A 17,722-nucleotide genomic window follows, 5' to 3' on the forward strand; every position below is an offset into this window, starting at 1 on the left:
CCGGGACCCGCCGCCAGTCGCGCCACCTCGGGCCACCGCCCGAACCGGGCGGGCCGGCGCCGCGCCGCCCGGCCGGGTGCGCCAGCCACCCGCGCCCCTCACGACCCCGGTCGCGGGATCGACAGATCCTTCCCCCGGGACCGCCGGCCCACCCGCTCCTCGGCCCGCCGACGCTCCACGCGCGGCCCGACCCGGGGCGGGGCAGCGGACGCCACCGCGCGGGACACGCCAGCGCCCGTGAGGTGGGACACCCGGCCCACCATCCGCCGGAAGGTCGTGGGGGACACCCCGACCGTGCTGGCGAACCTCGACCCGAAAGCTCCCACACTGGCATAGCCGACGCGGTGGCTGATCTCGGCGACCGACAACGACGTCGTGCCCAGAAGTCGTTTCGCCTCCTGGATTCGGACCGCGGCGAGAAAACGGCCCGGCGAGATCCCGGTGACCCGTTGGAAAGCGCGCGAGAAATGGAACTTGCTGTACCTGGCGGCGCGGGCCAGGTCCTCGACGGTCACCATCTCGCCCACGTTGTCCAGGATGCGATCGATCGCCTGCCACACCGCTTGGTCAATGCCGCCCACCGCGCGGCCGGTGGTGCTCCCACCGGAATTCGACGCGCGACCGATCCCAGGGCCGCCGGAAACCGGGCAGGTGGTGTCCGAAGGGGATTCGCCGCGTGGCACGGTGGTTCGCCTCCGTGGAGGCGGTGGGTCAGGAAACGACGACAGGTCTCGACGCTGCCAGCTCAGGAGGCCACCGCCGTGAAACTCCCTTCGCGGCACGTGAATTCGACGCTACCAGCGCCGCGCTGGCAGGAGCAACCGATATTCCCCGCCCCGGAAAGGCGGGAGACGCCGGGCGGTGGGCAACCCTCGCCCGCCCACTCCCCGGCACCCCACCCCACCCCGGTCGACGCGGCGGACCGACGCCGGAGGGCTCACGAACCGCCCAGCGCGTGCCGGATCCGCCCCCGCCACACCTCGTACGGCGGCACGTCCCCGTCCGAGGTGTGGGTCGACGTCGACTCCGCCAGGCGCACCGCCTCGGGAACCGTCAACCCCGCCAGGCCCTCGACGACCCGGGCGGTGTGCTCGGGCACGTGGTCGGCGAGGTTCCGCGCCGACGCCGCGAACACCGCGCCCAGTCCCAGCTCGGCGCGGTACCCGCCCGCACGGCGCCGCAACGCCGAGGTCGCCTCCGCCGTCCCCCCGCCCGCGAAGGCCGCCGCCAGGCCGACGCCCGACCACAGGTCGCCGCGCCGCCGCTCGGGGAACCGCTCCACCGCGTCCGCGACATCGTCGACCCGGGCACCGTGGACGAACCACAACGCCCGACCGACACCCTGGTCGGCGGCCCGGGGGAAGTACCCGGAGTCGCCCTGCCACGCGTAGGCGGCGGGCACCCGTTGACCCCCCACCCAGTGGCGGGTCCGGAAGTAGGCCAGGTCGAAGCCGTACCCGTCGACGGCCAACCAGCTCATCGTGGGGTGGTACGGGGAGGTGCCCGCCAGGTCCGGGAGCACCCGCCGCCACAGGACGCGCGGCAGGCGGGCCATCGCGAACCCGATGCCGATGTAGGCGAGGAACAGGTGCGGCGCCCCCTCACCGCGCAACAGGTCCCGGGTGCGGACACCACCGCTCATCGCGTCCAGCACGGTGAACGCCATCGTGGCGCCCTCCACCGCGAACCCGCGCATCGCCGGCTCCACCAGCCGCAGACGACGTTCCACCTCCCCCACGCCGCGCGCGTCGATCCCCCACTCGAACCCGCACACCACCGCCTGGGGGATCGCCTCCAGAGCGGGGGTGTCCGGCGTGCGTGGACCGGGGAAACCCCGGCCGTCGAAGGAGACATCGGCCAGCGACGGCGCCAGTACCAGGCGACGCAGTGAGCCCAGGAACGTCGGCATCGTGACAACCCCCTAGCGGACCCGGCGACGCGACGCCGCGCGGTCGGACTCGACGGTGGACGGTGGACGGTGGACCACGGGCGGGCGGACACGCCCCACCCGCCGCGTGGGGCACCCGGCGGCGGAGCGGCGTTGGGCCGCTGGCCCCGCTCCGCCGACCCCGACCAGCCTGCACCTCGCGCCCCGCCCGTGTCCTCTCCCAACCTGCGCCCCACCCGCCGCACCGGCTCCGCGATCCCGCCACCCCGGAACCGCCACACCCCGCGCACCATTCCGCCAGCACCCCCGATTCCGCGTTCCCCACGGCCGAGGAAAACCGGCGGACGACCCGCGACCGAAACCACCGAGGAACACCGCGCACCGTCAGAGAAGACACCGAACACGGTCGTGACGGACGATCGGCTCGGAACGGGTGCGAATACCACCGCCCCGAACCGGATGACCACCGCTGTCCATTTCCAACGAGCGAGACAGCGCGAGCACGTCGGGTGCACGGGCACGCGGAACCGGCCCGGCGGCGGTCGACGGCGGACCCGCCACCACGGCGAGAAGTCCGTCGCCCGAGAATCCAGAGACGGTGGGGTGTATGAACAGCGCGCGAATCGCAGTCGTCGGAATAGGCCTCCGCTACCCGGACGCCGAATCCCCGGACGACCTGTGGGCGAACGTACTCGCCGGCCGGCGGGCCTTCCGCCCGCTGCCGGACGAACGCATGAACCGCGCGGACTACTGGTCACCGGACCCGGCGGCACCGGACCGCTTCTACGCCACCAAGGCCGCGGTCCTCCGCGACTTCGAGTTCGACCGGGTCGCCCACAAGGTCGCCGGCAGCACCTACCGGGTCACCGACCTCACCCACTGGTTGGCGCTGGACGTCGCCACCCACGCCCTCCGTGACGCCGGATACCCCGACGGCGCCGGACTGCCCTCCGCCACCACCGGGGTGGTGATCGGCAACAGCCTCACCGGGGAGTTCACCCGCGCCGGCATGATGCGGCTGCGCTGGCCCTACGTCCGGCGCACCCTCGCCGCCGCCCTCACCGACCGGGGCTGGGACGACCAGGAGATCTCCCGGTTCCTGCTCGACCTCGAACCCCGGTACAAGGCCCCCTTCCCCCCGGTCGACGAGGACTCCCTCGCCGGCGGCCTCTCCAACACCATCGCCGGCCGGATCTGCAACCACTTCGACCTCGGCGGCGGCGGCTACACCGTCGACGGCGCCTGCTCGTCCTCCCTGCTGTCGGTGGCCACCGCCGCCACCGCACTGGCCGAGGGCGACCTCGACGTGGCCCTCGCCGGCGGCGTCGACCTGTCCATCGACCCGTTCGAGGTGATCGGATTCGCCAAGACCGGGGCGCTGGCCACCTCGGAGATGAAGGTCTACGACCGCGACTCCAACGGGTTCTGGCCGGGGGAGGGCTGCGGTCTCCTCGTCCTCATGCGGGAGGCCGACGCGCTGGCCGAGGGCCGGCGGATCTACGCCACCCTCGCCGGGTGGGGGATCTCCTCCGACGGGCGGGGCGGCATCACCCGCCCCGAGGCCACCGGACACCGGCGGGCCCTCACCCGGGCCTACGACCGCGCCGGCTACGGCCTCGGAACCGTCTCCTACTTCGAGGGGCACGGGACCGGCACCGCGTTGGGCGACGCCACCGAGATCGACGCGCTGTCCTCGGCGCGGCGGGAGGCCGCCCCCGAGGCGAGACCCGCCGCGCTGAGCAGCGTCAAGGCCAACATCGGGCACACCAAGGCCGCCGCCGGGGTCGCCGGTCTCATCAAGGCCGTCCTCGCGGTGCACCACCAGGTCATCCCGCCCGCCACCGGCCACCACGCACCGCACCCGGGCCTCCGCGCCCCCGACGCCGCCGTCTACGTCCCCGACCAGGCGGAGCCCTGGCCGGTCGACCAGCCCGTCCGCACCGGGGTCTCCGCGATGGGCTTCGGCGGCATCAACACCCACATCGCCGTCGACCAGCCCCCGGGAGTCACCCGACGCCACACCCTCGACGACCGCACCCGTTCCGCCGTGGCCTCCCGGCAGGACGCCGAACTGCTGCTGCTCGACGCCGAGGACCGGGCCTCGTTGCGGTCCCGGGTCGCGGAGCTGGTGACGATCGTCCACCGGCTCGCCTACGCCGAGCTGGCCGACCTCGCCGCAGTCCTGGCCGACGAACTCGCCGGCCGGCCAACCCGGGCCGCGATCGTCGCCGGCACCCCGGAGGAGGCGGCCCGTCGGCTGGAACGCCTGCTCACCGCGCTGGACGGGGACGAGGTGCCCTTCCTGTCACCGGCGGAGGGGGTGTTCCTGGCCGACCGGGGCAACACCCCGCACATCGTGTACCTGTTCCCCGGCCAGGGATCGGGCCGGGCGGCCGCCGGAGCGCTGCGCCGCCGCTTCCCCGCCGCCCGGACCCCGTTCGAGACGGCGCGGGAACGCACGGGCGACGCCGGGGAGCTGGACGCGACGGCCACCGAGAACGCCCAACCCCGCATCGTCGCCGGCTCGCTCGCCGCACTCACCGTGCTCCGGGCGCTCGGCGTCGACGCCGACACCGCCGTGGGGCACAGCCTCGGCGAGCTGACCGCGCTGCACTGGGCCGGGGCGCTCGACGACCACCAGGTCAGCGCGCTGGCCTCGGCACGGGGCCGGGTGATGGCCGCCGCCAGCCGAGGCGGCGGCGGGATGGCCGGACTCACCGCCGGCCCCGCCGAGGTCGGTCGCCTCATCCGACTCGCCACGGACGAGGCGACCGACCCGCACGCGGCTGCCGAGGCCAGGGACGTGGTGATCGCCGGCTACAACGGTCCCCGGCAGACCGTCATCTCCGGGCCGGCCCCGGCCGTGGACCGGGTGTGCGACGCCGCCCGCGCCGCCGGGATCGACGCCACCCGCCTCGCCGTGTCCCACGCCTTCCACTCCCCACTGGTCGCGCCCGCCGCCGAGGCCATGACCGACCACCTCGCCACCGTCGACTTCGCACCACCACACCGACGCGTCATCTCCTCCGTGACGGGCGAGGAACTGGACCGCGACGTCGACCCGCGTGACCTGCTGCGGGACCAGATCACCCACCCCGTCCGCTTCGACCGCGCGGCCGCCACCGCAGCCCAGGGCGCGGACCTGGTCGTCGAGGTCGGCCCGGGTCGGGTGCTGACCCGGCTGCTGGGCGACATCGCCCCCGAGGTCCCCGCGCTCGCCGTCGACACCGACAGCCCCTCCCTGGCCCCGCTGCTCTCCGTGGTCGCCGCCGCCTTCGCGCTGGGCGTCGACGTGCGCGCGGCCGCCCTGTTCGAGGACCGGGTCATCCGGCCGATACCGCGCGACGGGTCGATGACGTTCCTGGCCAACCCCTGCGAGACCGCCCCCGACCTCGACACCGGCCTGGTCGGCACGACGGCCAGCCCGTCACCGGGCGGGCCCCCACCAGCCGTGGCGCCGGAACCCGCCCCCACCACCACCGCGTCGACCGCGACCCCGGCGGACGTCCCCAGCCAGGCGGACGCCCCCACCCTGGAGGTCCTGCGCCGGCTGGCCGCCGACCGAGCCGAACTGCCCCCGGACACGATCGACGCGGCCACCCACCCGCTGGACGACCTGCACCTCAGCTCGATCACGGTCGGGCAGATCGTGAACGAGGCCGTCCGGGAACTGCGGCGCCCACCGCTGGCCGCCACCCCCAACTTCGCCACCGTCCGACTCGGGGAACTGGCCGACCTCATCGACGACCTGGCGGCCACCAGCCGCGACGACGACCACCAGACGGGGGAAGCCGCCGGCGTCGGCCCCTGGGTGCGCGCCTTCGCGCTGCGGCACGTCCCTGAACCGAGACCGGCGGCGCCCGCCCCACCCGCCGCTCCCACCGCCACGAACTGGGCGGTGCACGCCCCGCCCGGCCACCGCCTCGCCGAGCCGCTGCGCGCCGCCCTGTCTGCCGCCGGGCTGGGCGACGGCGTCCTGCTGGCCCTCCCCGGCGAGGGCGGCGAGGACCAGGTGGGCCGCATCCTGGCGGCCGGGCGCGCCGCCGCGACCGCCGCGCCCGGCACCCGATTCGTCGTGGTGCAGCGCGACCTGGGAGCGTCGGGCCTGGCCAAGACCGTCCACCTCGAGGCTCGGACTCCCACCACCGTCGTGGAGCTGCCCGACGTCGAACCCGACGACCCGCACGACCTGGCCCGGACGGTGGACCGCGTCGTCGGCGAGGTCGCCGCGACGACCGCCTACACCGAGGTCCGCTACGACGCCCACGGTGTGCGCACCGTCCCCGTCCTCACCGCCCGCGTCCCCACCGCCCCCACCGCGACCACGACCGCACCACTGGACGCCACCGACGTGCTGGTCGTCACCGGCGGTGGCAAGGGGATCACGGCGGAGTGCGCGTTGGCGATCACCCGCGACACCGGCGCGGCCGCCCTCCTCCTCGGCCGCTCCGACCCGGGCGAGGACCCCGAACTGGCCGCGAACCTCGAACGCCTGGGGGTGGAGGGAGTCCGCTACCGGTACGAGCGCGCCGACGTCACCCGACCCGACCAGGTCGCCGCGGCGATCGCCCGGGCCGAAGCCGAGTTCGGGCCCGTGACCGCCGTCCTGCACGGCGCCGGCCGCAACGAACCCACCGCCCTCACCGGCCTCACCGAGGGGCACTTCCGACGCACCCTCGCCCCCAAGATCGACGGGCTGCGCGCCGTGCTGTCCTCCGTGGACACCAACCGGCTCCGGCTGTTGGTGACCTTCGGCAGCATCATCGGCCGCACCGGCCTGCGCGGCGAGGCGCACTACGCGACCGCCAACGACTGGCTGACCGAGCTGACCCTCCGCTTCCACCGGGACCACCCCCACACGCGGACGGTGGCCCTGGAATGGTCGGTCTGGTCCGGAGCCGGCATGGGAGAACGCCTCGGTGTGATCGAGTCGCTGCTGCGCGAGGGCATCACCCCGATCCCCGCCGAGGAGGGCGTCGCCGCGCTCCGGGGCATCCTGGCCGACCCCGAGGGACCCGCCGCCCTGGTGGTGGCGGGCCGCACCGCCGGGCTGCCCACGCTTGGAACGCCCCGCCAGGAGCCCCCGCTGCTCCGGTTCGTCGAACGCGTCCTCGTGCACTACGAGGGCGTCGAACTGGTCACCGAGGCCCGGCTGTCGGTGGGTGCCGACCCCTACCTCGCCGACCACCTCCTCGACGGTGACCTCCTGTTCCCCGCCGTGATGGGCATGGAGGCGATGAGCCAGGTCGCCTCCGTCCTCACCGGACGGCCCGACGCACCGGTGCTCACCGACGTGGAGTTCCTCCGCCCCGTGGTCGTGCGCCCCGGCGGCTCCACCACCATCCGGCTGGCCGCGCTGCTCGTCGAGGACGGCACCGTCGACGTCGTCCTCCGCAGCGAGGAGACCGGGTTCGGCGCCGACCACTTCCGGGCCAGGCTGAGGGTGCCCCGCACCCGGGAGCTCCCCGACCCCGGGACCGAACCCACCGACCACCTGCTCACCGCCGTGCCCGTCGACCCCGCCACCGAGATGTACGGGAACCTGCTGTTCCAGGGGGGCAGGTTCCGCCGACTGCTGCGCTACCGGCGAGCCGCCGCCCGGCACGTCGTGGCCGAGCTCTCCGTCGACGCCTCGACCGCCTGGTTCGGCGACTTCGTCCCAGCCCCGCTGCTGATGGCCGACCCCGGCACCCGGGACGCGGCGATGCACGCCCTCCAGTGCTGCGTACCCGACGCGACCCTGCTGCCCCGGGGAGTGGAGCGACTGTGGTCGGCGGCGCGGGTGGACGACCCCCCGGAGTACCTCGTCCTCGAAGCGCGCGAGCGCCACCAGGACGGCGACGACCACACCTACGACATCTGCCTGCGGGACCCCGCTGGTGTGTTGGTGGAGCGCTGGGACGGGCTCACCCTGCGCGCGGTGCGCCGCCGCGACGGCGCCGGTCCGTGGCCGCCCGCCCTGCTCGGGCCCCAGCTCGAACGCGCCCTGGAACCGGTCCTCGGTGGCCGCCGTTCGGTGGTCGTCGAACCCCAGGCGGGGACCTTCCCCACCGGCCAGGACACCGGCGCCCGCCCGGGAGCCGAGGAGAGCGGGCCCGGCGAGGCCGACCGGGCCGGCGCGGTCGCGCGGCGCCGCGCCGGGACGGCGGCGGCCGCGGACCGGGCGCTGGGACGGCCCGCCCGGCTGCGCCACCGGCCCGACGGCAGGCCCGAGGTCGACGGCGCCGAACTGTCCGCCGCGCACGGAGCGGGACTCACCCTCGTCGTCGCCGGCCCGGCCGCCCGGCCCGGCTGCGACGTCGAACCCGTCGTGGAACGCACCGACGCCGAGTGGGCTGATCTGCTCGGTCCGGCACTGACCCCGGTCCGGGACCTGCTCCGCGCCGAGACCGGGGAGTCGACGTCGGCGGCCAGCACCAGGGTCTGGTGCGCGTTGGAGTGCGCCCGCAAGGCGGGGGTGGCCCGTGTCGACCTCACCGTGGACCACGTCCGGCCCGACGGCTGGGCGGTCCTCGCCTCCGGGGACATCAGGATCGCCACCTGGATGACGACCGTGACCGACCGCCCCACCCCGGTGGTCTTCGCCGTACTCGCCTGGAAGGAGCGGTGACATGACCGGCTACTACGAGATCCGGCACGTCGTCGGCTTCGAGGAGACCAACCTCGTCGGCAACGTGTACTACGTCAACTACCTGCGCTGGCAGGGGCGGTGCCGGGAGATGTTCCTCCGGGAGCGGGCACCCGGCGTCCTGGACGAGCTCAGCCAGGACCTCAAGCTGTTCACGCTCACCGTGGACTGCGAGTTCTTCTCCGAGATCACCGCGTTCTCCGAGCTGTCGATCCGCATGCGGCTCGAGGAGCTGACCCAGACCCAGATCCAGTTCACCTTCGACTACGTCCTGGTGGACCCGGCCGGTGAGGTGCTCGTCGCCCGGGGCCGGCAACGCATCGCCTGCATGCGCGGCCCCAACTCCGCGACCGCGCCGGCCAGGGTCCCCGAGGAGCTCCGCCGCGCGCTCGCCCCGTACTCCTACGGTGGTGGCGGCAGCAGCCCGACCATTCCCGAGCCTCGGCGAGGGACACCGTGACCGGGCGGGACCGGCCCGAAACGCCCGCCGCCCCCGGGCGGCACGACGGACGCGGGACGGGGGGCGTCGTCGAGCCCTCCGCCCTGCGCGAGACGATGTCCTGGTTCGCCACCGGGGTGGTCGTCCTGACCGTCACCGGGGAACGGGTCCACGGGATGACCGCCAACGCGGTCAGTTCGGTGTCCCTCCGTCCCCCGCTCGTCCTGTGCTGCGTGGGCCGAAGCGCCACGATGCACGACGCGATCACGGCCGCCTCGGGTTTCGCGGTCTCGGTCCTGGCCGCCGACCAGGAGGACACCGCCCGCTACTTCGCCGACCGGAACCGCCCCAGGGGCGCCGCCCAGTTCGACACCGTCGCCTGCGAACCCGGGCCCCGAACCGGGGCGCCGCTGCTGGCCGGAGCACTGGCCTGGTTGGAGTGCGAGCTGACGACCTCCGTCACCGCCGGAGATCACACGGTCTTCCTCGGCGAGGTGGTGACGGCCCGGCGCGGCCGGGGCGACCGGGCACTCACCTTCTTCGGGGGCGGCTACCGCGCCCTCCCCGCCGGTGACACCCGCGCCGGGGACTGACCGGGCACGGGAACGGGACCACGGCCCCAGGGTGGTCCCCATGCCGCCGGCGGGACCACCCTGGGGCGCGGCGTCGGTGAGGCCCGCACCCGAGTGCCGACGGGGCCGCCACCGGCGGACACGCCGAAGCACCCGCCCCGTCGCTGGCGCTCACCAACCGTGCGGGTACCCCACCAGGCTCGCCCGCCCCTCACCCCGCCGCGACCGCGACCCGAGACGCCCGAGCGTCAGGCCGCGTCCGCCGAGCAGCAGCGGACGCGCTGCGCGGTGACCATGCTGCCCCGGGCCTCCCGCGAGGGCGGTGACCACCGCGACCGGCCCGCGTCGAAAGCCACGACGGCCAGCACCCCGGTCGCCCTCGCGTGCGCCACCGCCCGTCCTCGGGACGGGTCACGCCGCCCGGTCCGGTGGGGACCGTCACCGCTCAGCCGCCGTCCAGCCGGCCCGGCGCCGTTCCCGACGCGCACCGAGCCAGGCCGGACGACGTCCCCCGTTCAGAACTGCCCCGGCCTCCGGCCAGGACCGGCGGGGCCCCGGTAGGCCTGGGCGATCTCCACCCAGCGCCGAGCCTCGGCTCCCGACGCCCGCACCGCGAGGTCCGCGTGGTGCCGCCGGCGGGTGACCAACAGGCAGAAGTCCCGCGCGGGCCCGGTGACGCGTTCCCCGGCGTCCTCCGGGCCGAAGGCCCAGAGGTCGCCGGACGGCCCGCTGATCTCGAAGCGGAAGGGCTCGGTGGGCGGTGCGATACCCCTGGCCTGGTAGCCGAAGTCGCGGGTGAGCACGGCGAAACCGACCAGCCCGCGCAGCCGGTCGGTGGCCTCCCGGCGGACGCCCAGCGCGTCGGCGATGTCCTGGCCGTGCCCGAACAGTTCCATCAGGCCCGCGCAGGCCAGCACGGACGGGGGAATGGGGCGGACCAGCCAGGGCACCACCGAATCGGCCGGTACCGCGGCGAGGGCCGTGATCGTCCGGTCCCGCTGCGTGCGCCAGTGCCGCAGCATCTCGGCGGGCGGCCCCAGGAACGCGGGTAACGCGGCGTTGACCGCGCCCTCGAAGTCCGCCTCCGCCCCCGAGACCATCGCCCGGAACGCCTCGGGTTCGGCCGCCGCCGTCTCCGCGAGCCGGAAGATGAAGGTGAGGTGGGCGACCTGGTCGGCGATGGTCCATCCCGGTGCGGGAGTGTCCAGCGCCCACCGGGGCGGTTCGAGATCGGCGACGAGCCGGTCGACCTCCTCCGCCTCAGCCGTCAGGTCGGCGATCGCGTCGGCTAGCCCGATCATCCGCTTCGTCCTTTCGTCCACGACGGACACTGCTGGGAAGACGCGGCGCCGGGACGGCTGCCCGTGGGCCGTGGGTGGTGGCGTCGGCGCCCGCACCCAGGATGTGTCGGCGGCTCCCACCGTGTCCTCTTCCGACGTGCGCGCTTCCCACGGTCCGCTGCCCGTCGCCGCGCTCGCCGGCGCCACCCGGCGTGACCGGCCGTGGCCGGAGCGGGCCGGTGTCCGACGTGGCCGGCCGCCTACCCGCCCGCGACGCGCGGGGCCGTCGTGGGAACGGTGCGACGCGGGACCGCGTGGGCGGTGGACGGGTCGGCCGGGGCCTGGCCCCGGCCGGTGCTCACGCTGTCGGGGCCCCGCGCTGGCCGGGGACAGGTCGCCGCACGACCGGGGCGGTTCGAGGCGCGTCGAACCCCGGCTCTCCACCGGGATCCGGCCCGCCCCTCGACGACGACCGCGCCCGCCACCCCACCGGCGCCGAGCGGGCACGGTGCGACTCGCCCCGCCCCGCCCCGTCCTGGCGGGGCGTCGGAGGACGCCTCGACCCCCGGGCATCCCCCGCTGCCGGCCCGCCGACCACGACCAGCGCGGCCCGCGACGGCGACATCCCCACCCGTTCGAGCCCACCGGCAGCGGGGTCCGTCAGCCGACCAGGTCGGACGCCCGCCGCCGACGTGCGCGACGAGCCAGCTCGGTGGCACCTCCCACGGATCAGAAGGTGAGCAGCGTCTTGATCGCCCTGCGCTCGTCCATCGCCCGGTAGCCCTCCGCCGCCTGGTCGAGCGGCAGTTCGAGGTCGAACACCCGACCAGGATCGATCCGGCGGTTCCAGATCAGGTCGATCAGCTCGGGCAGGAAACGGCGCACCGGCGCCGGCCCGCCGTGCAGGTTCACATGGGAGAAGAACAGCTCCTCGCCCGGTAGTTCGACCCCGTGGGAGACGCCGACGTATCCGACGTGACCTCCGGGCCGGGTCGAGCGGATCGCCTGCATCATCGACTCCTGCGTACCGACCGCCTCGATGACCGAGTGCGCCCCCAACCCGTTCGTCAGGTCCTTGATCCGCGCCACGCCCTCGTCACCCCGCTCGGTCACGATGTCGGTGGCCCCGAACTCGCGGGCCAACCGCTGGCGGGGCTCGTGCCGGCTCATCGCGATGATCCGCTCCGCACCCAGCTGCCTGGCCGCGAGCACCCCGAGCAGGCCGACCGCCCCGTCACCGACGACGGCGACGGTCCTCCCCGGCCCGGCCTGCGCCGCGACCGCGCCGAACCAGCCGGTGCCCAACACGTCGGAGGCCGCCAGGAAGCCGGGGATCAGGTCGGCTGGGGGCAGGTCCGGCGTCGCCACGAGCGTGCCGTCCGCCAGCGGCACCCGCAGCAGCTCGGCCTGGGACCCGATCGCGCCCATGGGCACCCGGTGCACGCACGAACTCTGGTATCCGTCCCGGCAGATCTCACAGGTGTTGTCGGACGCGAAGAACGATCCGACGACGAACTGGCCGGGCCGCACCGTCCGCACCTCGTCGCCGACCTCCTCGACGACGCCGACGTACTCGTGGCCCATCGGGGCCGGGCCGGTGACGGGTTCGATCCCTCGGTAGGGCCACAGGTCGGACCCGCAGACGCAGGTCGCGGACAGCCGGATGACGGCGTCGGTCGGCGCCGTGATCGTCGGGTCGTCCCGGTGCTCCACCCGGACGTCGCCGGGGGAGCGCAGCACCACACCACGCACGATGAGTCTCCATTTCGTCGCTCCTGGGCCGCCGGCCAGGGGTGGCCGGGGGCCCACCTGAGGCGTTCCAATCGAGGCGGTGGTTAAACCCCGTGGTCGCCAGGCAGGTGTCACTTGGTCCGGGGCACAGGCAACCACTGACCCCGGCGAGCGGGGAGTTCCTCCGGAGAGGTGTACCAGCAGGGCACCCCTCGCACCGGCCGCGAGCACCTACCGTGGTGTGCGTGGACAACCGCCAGGAAGTGCGCGAGTTCCTCGTCTCGCGGCGAGCCAAGATCAGCCCGGACCAGGTCGGACTGCCCGCCGGCCGGCACCGGCGGGTACCCGGCCTGCGCCGCGGCGAGGTCGCCGCGCTGGCGGGCGTGAGCGTCGAGTACTACTCGAAGCTGGAGCGGGGTGCGCTGGCCGGCGCGTCCGCCAGCGTGCTGGACGCGCTCGCCCGCGCGCTCCAGCTCGACGAGGCCGAACGCGCCCACCTGCTCGACCTCGCCAGGGCGGCGGACGGCACCAGCGCGCTCGGGCGGCCCCGGCGCAGGCGGAGCAGGCAGTGGGTGCCGCACCGCAGCCTGCGGTGGGTGCTGGACGCCATCACGGCGGGCCCCGCCTTCGTCCGCGACGGCCGGCTGGACCTGCTCGCCTCCAACCAGCTCGCGCGGGCCTTCTACTCCGACGTCCACGCGTCCCCGTCCCAACCGCCGAACCTCGCCCGGTTCCAGTTCCTCGACCCGGCCGCGCGCCGCTTCTACCCCGACTGGGACCTGTTCGCCGACATCAGCGTCGCGATCATCCGTACCGAGGCCGGTCGCAATCCGCACGACAAGGAACTGCACGACCTGGTCGGGGAACTCTCCACCCGCAGCGAGGAGTTCCGCACCCGGTGGGCGGCGCACGACGTCCGACAGCACGGCACCGGGTCGAAGGCGTTCCACCACCCCGTGGTCGGTGACCTCACCCTCGCCTACGAGGGCCTGGAGATGGCCGCGGAACCGGGTCTCACCCTCACCATCTACACCGCCGAACCCGGCTCGCCCTCGGAGGACGCGCTCCGGCTCCTGGCGTCCTGGGAGACCAGCCACTCCCCAGCCGCCACCCGCTCGGACCCGGCGGCCACCGGCCTGGGCCCGGTCGCCCCCTAGCGAGGGAGCGGCCCGCCCACCACCCCGCGACGGGGACGCCACCCCGGGGGCGGCGGTCAGCCGCCCGAGAGACCGGTCAGGCCCGATCGCTCCCGTCCGACGGCAGGTGCGGAGCACACGTCCCGCTCCCGACCTCGCCCAGCGGTGGGGCGGGCCAGAGCGCGGGGGCGGACTGGGTCAGCACGGGGGCCCACGACACGCGCTGCCGCGCACCCGCAGCAGGTCCACGTGTCGCGGCACCACCCGGAAGAGATGCTGATCCATGACGGGGGGCGCACCACGACGCCCCCGAAGGATGTGCAGTGGGCGTGGGATCCGGCTCCCTTCGACCGCGTGTCCCGATGCCGGGAACGACGCGCGGTCACCACCGCCCGCGGCGCGGTGCCGTCGGCGACGGGCTCGCCGACCTGCGCTCCCCTCGCGCGGTCGGTCAGCCGCTCCGGGCGCTGGTGACGGCGGTACCCCGCCAGCCCACCGGATCGGTGGGCTGGCGGGAGCCTGGTCGGGAGAGGTCCTCCGACGCGACGCGCCGGGGCCGGCCGGCGCCGCGCGGCCCCGGCCCTGGAGTGGGCAGCGCGGAGGAACCGTTGGGGGCGACCCGGCCGGCTGAGCCGCCGTCGCCCGTCCCCGCCTGTTCGGGCGCCGCGAGGCGACGGGGGAACACGCGGGCGGCCACCGGGTCCAGTCCGCCGCCGGGCTCCGAGGCCGCCGCCCGGACGCGCGGTGGCGACGACCACGGACGGGGACTACCGGACGCCCGGTGGGAGTGACCAGTGGGAAGGCCGCCCTCGCCTCGGGCCTCGGACGTGACGACCCGGGCCGACCTCAGCCCCGCAGAACCTCCCCGACCGCGTCGAGGACCACCTCCGGTTGGTCGTGGGGCACCTGGTGGCTCGCGTGCTCGGCGACCAGCACCCGTCCGCGCGGGGACAGCGCGGCCAGCGCCTCGTGGTCGGCGGTCAGGTGTTCGAGCTGCGCGCGCGGCATCCTGGGCCGTCGGCCCGCCGTGATCACGCGGACCGGTACGGGTGGCAAGCCGTGTTCCTCCCGTATCCGCGCGGTCTCGGCCATGGCGTCCGGCATGCCGCGCAGCGTCACGGCCAGTTCGCGCAGGGGCCGCGCGTTCCGTCCGCCCAGGGCCGCCCTCGCCCGCAGCAGCCATGCCGCGAGGACGAAGGACGAACTCCGCACCACGGCGGACCCCGGGGGCGTCCCCGCCGCCGTCGGGTCGACGAGGACCAACCCGGCCACGTCCTCCGGATGGCGGGCGGCGTACACCTGGGTGACCAGTCCGCCGTACGACCAGCCCACGAGCACCGCCGGCAGGTCGAGGTCGAGAGCGCGGAGCAGTCGACGCAGGTCGTCGGCCATGTCCACGACCGACCCCGCCTGGGTCCCGCCCGACCGACCCACCCCGGCCCGGTCGTAGGTGACCACGGTGGCGAACTCGGCGAGACCTTCCGGTACCGGCCCCCACGTGCCCAGTCCCTGACCGGCTCCGCCGCCGTCCAGGACCACCGCCGGCCCCGATCCCTGGACCCGGGCGTGGAGCGCGTACCCGCCCACGTCGACCAGTCTGTCCGTCATCATGGGTGTCAACCTATATTGACATCCTGGGATCGTCAACCCAGGTTGACAAGCCCTTCGTGGTCGAGTGGCCGGCGGAGGGCACCCGGTACGACCACGGGACGGGCCGACTCGACACCACCACCCGGCGGCCGAGGCGACAGGACCCTCGGCGTGCCCGGGGCGGCCGGGATCGTGCTCGTGGTGACCCCGTCGCGGAACGTCGTGCCGAGCATGTCCTTCCTGGCGCCGCCCACCCCACCCACAGCGTCGGAGGAACTGAACGAGGACACCGAACCCACCCGTTCAGTGGGGTCGCGACCCGCTCCACCACCCCTCGCCGCCGACACCCGCCCACCCCGGGAACACGACGGCCACCCCGACACCACACCCCCTCCGCCCGCCGCGCGCGGAACCCGGCACCGCCCGGAGCGGCCGCCGGCGCCCGCGACGTACGCGGCCCACCCGGACCAGGTCACCCCTCCGCGTCGCGGACCAGGAGCGCGACCCGCACCCGGTTCTCCAGACCCAACTTCGCGAACACGCTGCCGATGTGCGCCTTCACCGTCGCCACGCTCACGTGCAGCCGCGCGGCGATCTCCGAGTTCCCCAACCCGTCCGCGACGGCCCGCGCGGTGTCCAGCTCCCGCTCGGTCAGCACCGCCAGTCGTCGACGCGCCGCCTCGCGGGACGAGCCGCGCGCATCGGCCGACCCCGGCCCGGTGGCCGCGGCGATCACCCGCGCCATCGCCGCCGGGGACAGCACCGGGTCACCCCGTGCCACGCTCCGCACCGCCTCCACGATCCGAGCCGGCGGGGTGTCCTTGACGACGAACCCGTGCGCGCCGGCACGCAGCGCGCCGAGCACCAGGTCGTCCGAGTCGAACGTGGTCAACACCAGCACCCGGGGCGGTACGGGCCACGTGAGGAATTCCCGGGTCGTGTCGAGCCCGTCACGACCCGGCATCCGCACATCGACCAGCACGACGTCCGGACGCCGCTCCTCCACCACGGCGATCGCGGTGACCCCGTCGGCCGCCTCACCGACCAGCGTCAGATCCGGCTCGCCGTCGATGACCAGGCGCAGCGCCATCCGCACCAGCGGGTCGTCGTCGACGACGACGACCCGCACCGGCTCCCGTTCACCCGTCACTCGGCGCTCTTCTCGTCGTCGGGACCAGGCCAGGGCAGGCACGCGGTGAGCAGGTACCCGCCGTCGGAGGTCGGGTGGTGCGACAGGCGCCCACCGGCGAGCGCGACCCGCTCCGACAGACCGAGCAAACCGAACCCCGAGGACGGCGGCGCGGCGACCCTCCGAGTGCGGGACGCGTTGCGCACACCCACGCGCAGCCCGTCCCCGACCGCCCCTCCGACCGTGACGCGAACGGACGCGCCGGGCGCGTGTTTCGCGGCGTTCGTCAGCCCCTCCTGGACCACCCGGTAGCAGCCCCGTCCGGCCGCCTCCGGTGGTGACCCGTCCACGGACAGGGTCAGCGCGACGTCCAGCCCCGAGGCGCGGGCGTCGGCGACCAGATCGGGGATCCCGTCGAGGGAGGGTGGCTCCGGCTCCGGGGCCCCCTCGTCGGCCCTGAGGACACCGAGGACGTCCCGCAGCTCCTCCAACGCCTGGTGGGAACCGTCGGCGATGCCGCGGACCAACACCCGGTGCTCCTCGGCGCTCAGACCGCGACGGTGGTCCAACACCCCGGCCTGCATGGCGACCAGTGAGATCCGGTGCGCGAGCACGTCGTGCATCTCGCGGGCGATCCGGTTGCGTTCCAGAACCCGGGCCCGCTCCGCTCCGGCGGCCCGCTCCCGCTCCGCGCTCTCCGCCCGGTCCCGCAGGGAACGCACCTCGACGCGCCGCGCGCCGATGGCGAGGCCCACCGCCACCGCCGTACCGGCGCTCAGAGCCGGAAGGGCGAGCCGCACCCACAGCGAGGGCGAGGACACGACGACGGGGTAGAGGCCCAGCGCGAGCTGCGAGGCGGCCATGTGGACCAGGACGACGATCCCGATCTCGACGGGCCGGCGACGGGTGGAGATCGAGCACAGGGCGAGCAGCGCGGTGCCGGTGGCCAGCGACGACGCCGTCGAGGCGGCCGCGACCACCACAGCCACCGCGAGCGGGAACCGCCGCCGCCACAGCAGGGCCACCACGCAGCCCACCGCGACCAGCGGATCACCGGTGGCGAACCAGGAACACGTGTCGGCCGCGCACCCCGGTGGCAACACAGCGGCGGTGGCGAGCCAGAACGGAACGCCCAGTGCCAGGGCCGCCGCCAGTCTCCATGCCTGCTGCCACCCCCCGAGCCGTGGCGCGCCGTCCGTGATCACCCCGCCATTATCGCCACGGCTGCGCGTCGCCGGGCGGGTCCGGCGGACAGGGACCTCGACCAGGGTCGAGGCACCGCGTCCGACTTCCGTCGGAGGCGGTTCGAGCCCTGAGGCCGATGTGCCG

13 protein-coding genes are annotated in these 17,722 nt (G+C 75.0%); 4 read left to right on the forward strand and 9 right to left on the reverse strand.

Annotated elements, in window-relative coordinates; translation table 11 throughout:
* Positions 1-98 precede the first annotated feature (98 nt).
* On the reverse strand, positions 99-581 hold the full coding sequence (locus ACOJVX_RS11635) for a helix-turn-helix transcriptional regulator (protein WP_418153590.1): 483 nt from the start codon (positions 579-581) through the stop codon (positions 99-101).
* Between the two features lie 356 nt (positions 582-937).
* Positions 938-1,909: a DUF1702 family protein gene (locus tag ACOJVX_RS11640; protein ID WP_030107369.1), complete on the reverse strand. Its 972-nt coding sequence runs from the start codon at positions 1,907-1,909 to the stop codon at positions 938-940.
* Between the two features lie 586 nt (positions 1,910-2,495).
* Between ACOJVX_RS11640 and ACOJVX_RS11645 the strand changes: the two genes are divergently transcribed.
* The 3 genes from ACOJVX_RS11645 (at position 2,496) to ACOJVX_RS11655 (ending at position 9,548) form a co-directional block, all read left to right on the forward strand.
* Entirely contained in the window at positions 2,496-8,498 is a 6,003-nt protein-coding gene (locus ACOJVX_RS11645) for a type I polyketide synthase (RefSeq protein ID WP_422647521.1), read from the forward strand.
* Between the two features lies 1 nt (position 8,499).
* Positions 8,500-8,976, forward strand: coding sequence for an acyl-CoA thioesterase (locus tag ACOJVX_RS11650; RefSeq protein WP_103056864.1), 477 nt, complete (start codon positions 8,500-8,502; stop codon positions 8,974-8,976).
* 95 nt (positions 8,977-9,071) lie between these two features.
* Positions 9,072-9,548, forward strand: coding sequence for a flavin reductase family protein (locus ACOJVX_RS11655; RefSeq protein WP_081715685.1), 477 nt, complete (start codon positions 9,072-9,074; stop codon positions 9,546-9,548).
* 227 nt (positions 9,549-9,775) lie between these two features.
* On the opposite strand, the gene ACOJVX_RS11660 is transcribed toward ACOJVX_RS11655, so the two are convergent.
* From ACOJVX_RS11660 to ACOJVX_RS11670, 3 genes are all read right to left on the reverse strand, one after another.
* A complete protein-coding gene (locus ACOJVX_RS11660) occupies positions 9,776-9,919 on the reverse strand; it encodes a hypothetical protein (RefSeq protein WP_156038672.1) in 144 nt (47 codons plus the stop codon).
* 123 nt (positions 9,920-10,042) lie between these two features.
* A complete protein-coding gene (locus ACOJVX_RS11665) occupies positions 10,043-10,828 on the reverse strand; it encodes a TIGR03084 family metal-binding protein (RefSeq protein ID WP_026420258.1) in 786 nt (261 codons plus the stop codon).
* 708 nt (positions 10,829-11,536) lie between these two features.
* Positions 11,537-12,559 carry a zinc-dependent alcohol dehydrogenase family protein gene (locus ACOJVX_RS11670; RefSeq protein WP_030107363.1) on the reverse strand — a complete coding sequence of 341 codons (1,023 nt, stop codon included), beginning with the start codon at positions 12,557-12,559 and terminating at the stop codon, positions 11,537-11,539.
* Between the two features lie 224 nt (positions 12,560-12,783).
* On the opposite strand from ACOJVX_RS11670, the gene ACOJVX_RS11675 reads away from it, so the two are divergent.
* Complete coding sequence (locus ACOJVX_RS11675) at positions 12,784-13,695, forward strand: helix-turn-helix transcriptional regulator (protein ID WP_418153584.1); 912 nt, start codon at positions 12,784-12,786, stop codon at positions 13,693-13,695.
* 825 nt (positions 13,696-14,520) lie between these two features.
* Here ACOJVX_RS11675 and ACOJVX_RS11680 read toward each other — a convergent pair.
* The 4 genes from ACOJVX_RS11680 to ACOJVX_RS11695 all read right to left on the reverse strand — a co-directional run bounded on the left by ACOJVX_RS11680 (position 14,521) and on the right by ACOJVX_RS11695 (position 17,598).
* Positions 14,521-15,285 carry an alpha/beta fold hydrolase gene (locus tag ACOJVX_RS11680; protein WP_026420262.1) on the reverse strand — a complete coding sequence of 255 codons (765 nt, stop codon included), beginning with the start codon at positions 15,283-15,285 and terminating at the stop codon, positions 14,521-14,523.
* Between the two features lie 32 nt (positions 15,286-15,317).
* Positions 15,318-15,554, reverse strand: a complete 237-nt coding sequence (locus ACOJVX_RS11685; protein WP_418153583.1) for a hypothetical protein — start codon at positions 15,552-15,554, stop codon at positions 15,318-15,320.
* Between the two features lie 182 nt (positions 15,555-15,736).
* Positions 15,737-16,414, reverse strand: a complete 678-nt coding sequence (locus ACOJVX_RS11690) for a response regulator (RefSeq protein WP_418153582.1) — start codon at positions 16,412-16,414, stop codon at positions 15,737-15,739.
* The gene (locus ACOJVX_RS11695; RefSeq protein ID WP_026420265.1) at positions 16,411-17,598 is read right to left on the reverse strand and encodes a sensor histidine kinase; all 1,188 of its coding nucleotides are present in this window, start codon (positions 17,596-17,598) and stop codon (positions 16,411-16,413) included. Before ACOJVX_RS11695 ends, ACOJVX_RS11690 begins: the two co-directional genes overlap by 4 nt.
* Between the last annotated feature and the right edge of the window lie 124 nt (positions 17,599-17,722).

Origin of the sequence: Actinoalloteichus caeruleus (genome assembly GCF_049311605.1) — a bacterium.
Classification (GTDB): Bacteria; Actinomycetota; Actinomycetes; order Mycobacteriales; family Pseudonocardiaceae; genus Actinoalloteichus_B; species Actinoalloteichus_B caeruleus.